At 74.4% G+C, this 6,260-nt stretch carries 2 protein-coding genes and 4 pseudogenes; 2 read left to right on the top strand and 4 right to left on the bottom strand.

Annotated features, from left to right (window positions below):
• A partial coding sequence (locus CKO13_RS10365) for a transposase (RefSeq protein WP_200260548.1) occupies positions 1–261 on the bottom strand: 261 nt, incomplete at its 3' end.
• 122 nt (positions 262–383) lie between these two features.
• Between CKO13_RS10365 and CKO13_RS10360 the strand changes: the two are divergent.
• Together CKO13_RS10360 and CKO13_RS12790 are read left to right on the top strand one after the other, a co-directional pair.
• Positions 384–938: pseudogene (locus CKO13_RS10360) on the top strand (HAD family hydrolase); the annotation flags it as partial.
• Between the two features lies 1 nt (position 939).
• Positions 940–1,142 (top strand): annotated as a pseudogene (locus CKO13_RS12790) (HAD family hydrolase); the annotation flags it as partial.
• Here CKO13_RS12790 and CKO13_RS13025 read toward each other — a convergent pair.
• The 3 genes and pseudogenes from CKO13_RS13025 to dnaE all read right to left on the bottom strand — a co-directional run.
• Positions 1,139–1,372, bottom strand: a complete 234-nt coding sequence (locus tag CKO13_RS13025) for a hypothetical protein (RefSeq protein ID WP_338034636.1) — start codon at positions 1,370–1,372, stop codon at positions 1,139–1,141. The pseudogene CKO13_RS12790 and the gene CKO13_RS13025 overlap by 4 nt on opposite strands.
• Positions 1,373–1,426: 54 nt before the next feature.
• Positions 1,427–2,224: pseudogene (locus tag CKO13_RS12785) on the bottom strand (helix-hairpin-helix domain-containing protein); the annotation flags it as partial.
• A gap of 165 nt (positions 2,225–2,389) precedes the next feature.
• Positions 2,390–6,058: pseudogene (gene dnaE / locus CKO13_RS10355) on the bottom strand (DNA polymerase III subunit alpha); the annotation flags it as partial.
• Positions 6,059–6,260 lie beyond the last annotated feature (202 nt).

Here is a 6,260-nt window from a genome sequence, read left to right as displayed (position 1 = left end):
GCGCCAGGGCGGGATCCAGGCGCGGCCCGGGGTCGCGCGGCTGATCGCCCAGGCCGGGGCGGCCTCCTCGGGCGCAGCGGCCTTCGCGGGCTCGCCGGACCCGGCGCCCTTGCCCTGCCTCGCCTGCCGGTACCAGCGCTCGATGGTCTTGGCGGAGGGCTCGAACTCCCGGGCGAGCTCCTGGGGCGTCCGCCCGGCCTCGACGAGCTCGATCAGTCGCTGCCGCAGCTGCGGCGAGTACGGTCGGCGGCCTTGGCCCATTGCGGCTGCTCCCTCCCTAGGGTGGATGGCTGCGGCTAGCTATACTACCAGCCACGCCACGCCGGGTGGTCCAGGGGCCGGACCACCGGGCCGCCCACGACCTGCCAGCGCACGCCGGGACCATGACCGAAGCCGCTCAGCTGCAAGCCCTCCTCCTCGACGTCGACGGCACCCTCGCCGATACCGAGGGCGACGGCCACCTGCCGGCCTTCAACGCCGCCTTCCGGGCGCACGGCCTGCCGCTGCAGTGGACGGCGCGCCGCTACCGCCAGCTGCTCGCCGAGGCGCCCGGCGGCCGCGAGCGCATCCACCGCGCGCTCCAGGGCTGCGGGGCCGCCCTCGGGGACGAGCCGATCGAGGCGCTCGCCGCCCGCGTCCACGCCACCAAGACCCGCTACTACGGGGAGCGGCTGCGCCAGGGCGGGATCCAGGCGCGGCCCGGGGTCGCGCGGCTGATCGCCCAGGCCCACGAGGCCGGGGTGCGCACCGGCATCGTGACCACCGCCGCCCGGGAGGGGGTCGACGCCCTCCTCGAGGCGCTCCTGCCGGCGGCGGCCGCCGAGGCCATCGAGCTCATCGTCGCCGGCGAGGACGTCGCCGCCAAGAAGCCCGCCCCCGACGGCTACACCCAGGCGCTGCGCCGGCTCGGCTGCCCCGCCGGGCGCTGCATCACCGTCNCCGGGCGCTGCATCGCCGTCGAGGACTCCGCCAACGGCCTCGCCGCCGCCCGGGCGGCGGGCCTGCCGACGCTGGTCACCGTCAACGAGTGGACCCGCGGCGAGCCCTTCCCCGGAGCGCTGGCGGTCCTCGAGCACCTCGACGACCGCGGCGACGGGGAGCCGGTGACCGTCGACTGGCTGGCGGGGCTGCTGGCGGGCTAGCCGCCCGGGTACTCGACCCGCACCGAGCCGTCGGCCACCCCCTCGAGGTGGCGCAGGAGCTCGTCGCAGGGGCGCACCGTCCACGCCCCGCCGAGGACCACCCGCGCCCGGGCCTCGGGGCGGCGGTAGTCGAGGTGGACGGCGCTGGCGCCCCCACCGTAGCGGGTCAGCGCCTCGCGCAGCGCCGGGATCAGGCCGTTGCCCGCCCGCTCGGCGGAGACGGGGACCACCAGGCGGCCGAGGGCGCGCTCCCGGGCCTGCGGCAGGTCCAGCACCTCCTCGGCGGTGATGCGGTGGCCGCCGCTGAAGTCGTCGTAGTCGAGGCTGCCGCGGACCACGAGCAGCAGGTCCTTGCCGAGGACGTTGCGGTAGCACGAGTACGCCTCGGGGAAGAGCACCGCCTCGATCCGGCCGGTGCGGTCGTCCAGGGTCAGGGTCGCCAGCCGCCCGCCGGTGCTGGTATTGCGCACGCGCAGGGCGATCACGAGCCCCGCCGCCGTGACCACGCGCCCCCCGCGGCCGTTGTCCTCGCCGCCGCCGGCGCCGCCGGAGGCCAGCCGCTGGAGCCGGTCCGTGGCCAGGTACGGCAGCTCGGCCTCGTAGCGGTCGATGGGGTGGCCGGTGAGGAAGAGCCCGAGGGTCTCCTTCTCGCCGGCGAGCCGCTCCTCCTCCGGCCACTCCGGCTGCTCGGCGGCGCCCTCGCCCTCCCCCGCAGCCGGGGCCACGGGCCCGGTATCGAGGCCGCCGAAGAGGTCGCTCTGCCCGGCGGCCCGGTCGCGGGTGGCCTGCTCGGCGGCGGCCAGGGCGGCGGGGATCCGCGCCACGCCGGTGGCGCGGTTGGCGACGAGCGGATCGAGGCTGCCGGAGCGGCACAGCGCCTCGAGGACCCGGCGGTTGGCCCGGCCGGTGTCGACCCGCCGGCAGAGCTCGAAGAGGTCGGTGAACGGGCCGTTGGCGTCGCGCTCGCCGAGGATGGCGTCGAGGGCCGACTCGCCGACGCCCTTGATGGCCCCGAGGCCGTAGACGATGGTCCGCTCGTCGACGGCGACGAAGGGGTTGGCGCTGCGGTTGATATCCGGCGGCTGGACCTCGAGGCGCATGGCCCGCGCCTCGTCGATGAAGGTGACCACCTTGTCGGTGTTGTCCATGTCCGAGGAGAGCACGGAGGCCATGAAGGCCGCCGGCTCGTGGGCCTTGAGCCAGGCCGTCTGGTAGGAGAGCAGCGCGTAGGCGGCCGAGTGGGAGTTGTGGGTGACCAGCCCCTCGGCGACGTAGTTGTGGTCGGTGTCCACGGTCAGGTCGTAGGTATCGGCGACCCCCTGCGGCTCGATCGCCACCACCCGATCCCAGTAGAGGTCGGACGCCGCCGCCTGGGCCAGGCGCTGGGCGCCGAGGTAGCGCGCGAGCTGGGCGACGGTCCGCCGCCGGAAGCCGCGCTTGCCGCGGGATCCCCGCCCCTGGAGCTCCCGCGTCGAGACCCCGCTCCCCTGCTCGAGCTGCGCCCAGGTGAGCCCCAGGCGGCGCCGCTCGGCGTCGACCTGGTCCCGGACCGCTGCGGGGATGGTATCGAGGCTCGAGCGGCTCGCCGCGCGTCCCTGGACGTACGCCGCCAGCCGCTCTACCGCGGCCTGGCGGCCCACCAGGTGCGGGCCGAGACGCCGCAGGAAGGTCTCGACCGTGCCCTCGCCCAGCAGGTGCACCGTATAGCCGGGCCGCTCGCCGCCGCGGTAGCGGAAGCGCTTCTCGTGGATGCCGTTGATCATCCCGAGGCGCAGCAGCAGGGTGGAGACCCCTTCCGCCAGCGCCCGCGATGAGGTGGCGTAGTAGGGCGTGAACTGCCGCTCGGAGCAGACAAAGCCATCCCCCGCCCAAAGCCGGCCGAGGAAGCGCTCGATATCCGCATCGCACAGGCGGAAGATCGCCTCGGGGATGCGCTTCTCGGCCGCCCGGCAGCCGAGCAGGCCGAGCCCCTGGGCCCACTCGAAGGCGCCGCTGTAGGCCGCCGGCTCACTCCCCCCTCCCTGCAGGTCAGCGGCAGCGCCGTCCACGGCGGCCGGCGCGGCCCGGCCCCGGAACCGGGTGTCCCGGCCGGTATTGACCCGGGCCTCGAGCCGCCGGCCGTCCCCGCGGGCGCTCACCTGGACGACGGTGTTCGGGAACCGGCTCGCCGCCGCGGCGAAGTCCTCCACGAGGGCGGCGTCGTTGCCGTAGAAGTACAGGGTGCCCGGGTGGCAGGTGTTGCCCTCGGCGAGGAGGCCGGCGAGCACGATGAGCTCGTGCGCCGGCCAGCGCTCCTGCGCGTCGACGGGGAGCCGCCGGGCCGTGGCGACCCGGTCCCCGACCGCCAGCGCCTCGAGGCGCCGCCACCCCGCCCAGGTCCGGAAGCGGTGCCCCGCCGTCGCCCGGATCCGCCGCCCCTGGGCCGTGCGCAGCTCGAAGACGGGCTTGCGCCCGTTCCAGACCACATCGGTCACCGGGCGCGGGACCAGCTTACCGTCCGCGGCCTCGGCGTGGACCGAGAAGGGGCGGCGCTGCCGGAACAGCTCCGCCACCGTGACCCGCTCGCCGGTGTGCGCCTCGATCAGCCGGGTATCGCCGTGAACGCACTTATTGAACCCGTACCCCGCGAACTTCTCCACGAGGTCGAAGATCCCCTCGGCGTGCTCCTGGGAGAGCCCCTGGGCTTGCGCCCCCTCGAGGAAGCCGGCGCGCTGCTTGGCCATCTCCTCGGGCTTCTTCTTGCCCATGGCCCGGCGCAGCAGGTCGGCCTGGCCGAGGCTGTAGCCGGCGAGGACCTGGGCGATGCGCTGGACCTGCTCCTGGTAGAGGATGACCCCGTAGGTCGACTGCAGCACCGGGACCAGGTCCGGGTGGTGGAGCGCCTGGGTGGGGTAGCCGGCCACCGCCGAGCGGCCGTGCTTGCGCTCGACGAAGTCCTCGACCATCCCCGACTGCAGCGGGCCGGGGCGGAAGAGCGCCACGAGGGCGATGATGTCCTCGAAGCTGTCCGGCTGCAGGCGCTTGATCAGCTCCTTCATCCCCCGCGACTCGAGCTGGAAGACCGCCGTGGTGGCGCAGCGCTTGAGCAGCTCGAAGGTCTCGGCGTCGTCGAGGGGGACGGTGTCGATATCCAGCGCCGGCTCGCCGCGCTGCTCGCGCAGGCGGTTCACCGCCTGCACCGTCCAGTCGATGATGGTCAGCGTCCGCAGCCCGAGGAAGTCGAACTTCACCAGCCCGACGGCCTCGACGTCGTCCTTGTCGAAGTGGGTGGCCACCTTCCACGCCGCGGCGTCCTCGCGCTCCTCCGGGTCGCGGTAGAGCGGCGAGAAGTCCGTCAGGTCCGTCGGGGCGATCACCACCCCGCCGGCGTGCTTGCCGACGTTGCGCGACATCCCCTCGAGCCGGCGGGCGGTGTCGAGCAGCTCGCGGACCGTCTCGTCGTTGTCGTACTCGGCGCGCAGGTCCGGCTCCTGCTCGAGGGCCTTGTCGAGGGTCATCCCCGGCTCGAAGGGGATGAGCTTGGCGATGCGGTCGACGTAGCCGTAGGCGTGGCCGTGGACGCGGCCGACGTCGCGGACCACGGCGCGGGCGGCCATGGTGCCGTGGGTGGCGATCTGCGAGACCTTCTCGGCGCCGTAGCGCTCGGAGACGTACTCGATGACCTCGTCGCGGCGCTCCATGCAGAAGTCCACGTCGAAGTCGGGCATGGAGACCCGCTCGGGGTTGAGGAAGCGCTCGAAAAGCAGGTCGTAGCGCAGCGGGTCGAGGTTGGTGATGCCGAGCGCGTAGGCGACCAGCGAGCCGGCCCCGGAGCCCCGCCCCGGGCCGACGGGGATGCCGCTGGCCCGGGCCCAGCGGATGAAGTCGGCGACGATCAGGAAGTAGCCGGGGAAGCCCATCTGCTCGATCACCGCCAGCTCGTGGTCGAGCCGCTCCTGGTAGCGCTGGCGGACCGCCTCCGGCGCCTCGTCCTCGCCCACGCCCCGCTGCACCAGGCGCTGCCCCAGGCCCGTCTCCGCCTCCTCGCGCAGCAGCGAGGCCACGGTATAGCCCTCGGGGACGGGGAAGTCGGGCAGGTGGTTCTTGCCGAGCTCCAGGTCGACGCTGCAGCGCTCGGCGATGCGCACCGAGGTCTCCAGGGCCTCGGGCAGGTCGGCGAAGCGCTCGGCCATGTCCGCCGGATCCGCCAGGTACTGCTGCTCGGTGAAGCGCCGCGGCCGGCTCGGGTCGTCGAGGGTCCGGCTCTCGTGGATGCACACCCGCACCTCGTGGGCGTCGAAGTCCTCGCGGGCCATGAAGCGCACGTCGTTGGTCGCCACCACCGGCGCCTGCTCGGCGGCGGCGAGCTCGACGGCGGCGTGCAGGTGGTGCTCGTCGCCGGGGCGGCCGAGGCGGTGGACCTCCAGGTAGAAGCCGTCCTCGCCGAAGGTCTCCCGGTGCTCGCGGAGGTAGCGCCGGGCGAGCTCCGCGTCGCCGCGCAGCAGCGCCCGGCCCACGTCCCCCTCGGCGCCGCCGGAGAGCGCCAGCAGCCCGGCGGCGTCGGCGCGCAGCCAGGCGCGCTCGACGACGGGGATATCGCCGTCCGTCCCCTCCAGATAGGCGCGCGAGAGCAGCCGCGACAGGGCGCGGTAGCCGGCGGCGTCGCGGCAGAGCAGGGTCAGCCGCGAGCGCCCGGCCTCGGCGGCCTCGTCGGCGAGCCAGACGTCGCAGCCGATGATCGGCTTGACCCCGGCGGCCAGCGCCGCGCGGTAGAACTTGACCATGCCGAAGAGGTTCGACTGGTCGGTAACGGCCACCGCCGGCATGCCGGCGTCGCGCGCCGCCGCCACCAGCTCCTGGATGCGCACGATGCCGTCCACCAGGGAGAACTCGGTGTGGACGCGCAGGTGGACGAAGGCAGGGGCAGCGTCACTCATGGTCGATCCAGCCTACGAAGGTTGGGCGGGCCTTGCCAGCCCGGGCCGTGGGGGTCCAGGGCGTAGCTCGAATACGCCGAGCATCGCAGCCCGAGCGGGGACGCCGAGCGGCGCCAGCCGCTCGGCGAGCGCGCGTTGTCCGAGCGAAGCGAGTTTAGCGCGCGGCCCCGCTCGGGCGAGAAGCGCAGGGGACCCGCAAGGG

This window comes from Halorhodospira neutriphila, assembly GCF_016584055.1.
GTDB classification, from domain to species: domain Bacteria; phylum Pseudomonadota; class Gammaproteobacteria; order Nitrococcales; family Halorhodospiraceae; genus Halorhodospira; species Halorhodospira neutriphila.
Note: the sequence above shows the minus strand (reverse complement) of the source record. Positions and strands in the feature narration are given on the sequence as shown.